This window comes from Bacteroides stercorirosoris (assembly GCF_900142015.1).
GTDB lineage: Bacteria > Bacteroidota > Bacteroidia > Bacteroidales > Bacteroidaceae > Bacteroides > Bacteroides stercorirosoris.
On the sequence record NZ_FQZN01000088.1, the window covers coordinates 1 to 1,132 of the forward strand.

Here is a 1,132-nt window from a genome sequence, read left to right on the forward strand (position 1 = left end):
GTAGACATCTTCCTATGCCCGTTGCTGGATATCTTTCCGGACATGGTGCACAGTTATATCATCGAACTGAAGTATGCCAAATACAAAGATCCTGAGAGCCGGGTGGAAGAACTGCGTCGGGAAGCCGTTGAGCAGGCCAACCGTTATGCAGATACCGATACGGTGAAACGTGCCGTCGGCAACACCCGTCTACATAAGATTGTAGTGGTATATAAAGGTATGGAGATGAGGGTGTGCGAAGAGGTATGATCCGGTGTGTGCCCCGTTCAGCCGGATATCTTTTTATCCGGCTGTTCTCATATTCGGATTCTCAATCTGCTTGAAAATATAAACTCCTCTCGTTTGCATCCCATCCGGAAAATGGAGCTAAAACAAGAATTTACTATAAAATGCGGAGTAGACTTGTCAAGCTGTCGCGGAAAGTTTATCTTTGTATCTGCATATAGAATATTTATTCTTTAAAGGCGTAAATTATGGAGCACGTATCAGATAGCAAATTGTTGCCTTATGGCATGATGAACTTTGCGGTTATTCGTCGTGATGATTATTATTATGTGGACAAGACCTCTTTCATTCCATTGATAGAGCGTTCGGACCGGTTCTTCTTTTTTATCCGTCCCCGTCGCTTCGGCAAGAGCCTGACCTTGAATATGCTGCAACACTATTACGATGTGAATGCGAAAGATAAGTTCGATGCTCTCTTTGGTGATTTGTATATAGGGCAGCATCCCACCAAAGACCGCAACAGCTATTTGGTACTGAAACTTAACTTCTCATTGGTAAGTGCCGAACTACACAACTATCGCAAGGGCTTGGACGACCATTGCAGCATTGTTTTTGACTATTTCTGTGATGTCTATGCCGATTATCTGCCGGAGGGGATAAAAGAAAAGATGCAGGCGAAAGACGGAGCAGTCAATCAGTTGGAATACCTGTATATGGAATGTGCCAAAGTGAACCGGAAGATTTATCTCTTCATTGATGAGTATGACCACTTCACCAATACTATACTTTCCGATGCCGACAGCCTGAACCGCTATACTGACGAGACACATAAGACCGGCTATCTGCGGGCTTTCTTTAATACCGTGAAATCGGGGACGGATTCATCCATTGAGCGTTGTTTCATCAC

Annotated in this window: 2 protein-coding genes; both read left to right on the top strand. The window is 44.2% G+C overall.

Translation table 11 applies throughout. The features are described 5' to 3' along the window. A partial coding sequence (locus BUC01_RS24855; RefSeq protein ID WP_175560913.1) for a PD-(D/E)XK nuclease domain-containing protein occupies positions 1 to 249 on the top strand: 249 nt, incomplete at its 5' end. A 224-nt stretch (positions 250 to 473) separates the two neighbouring features. Next, on the top strand, positions 474 to 1,132 hold a 659-nt coding region (locus BUC01_RS24860; RefSeq protein ID WP_175560914.1), incomplete at its 3' end, for an AAA family ATPase.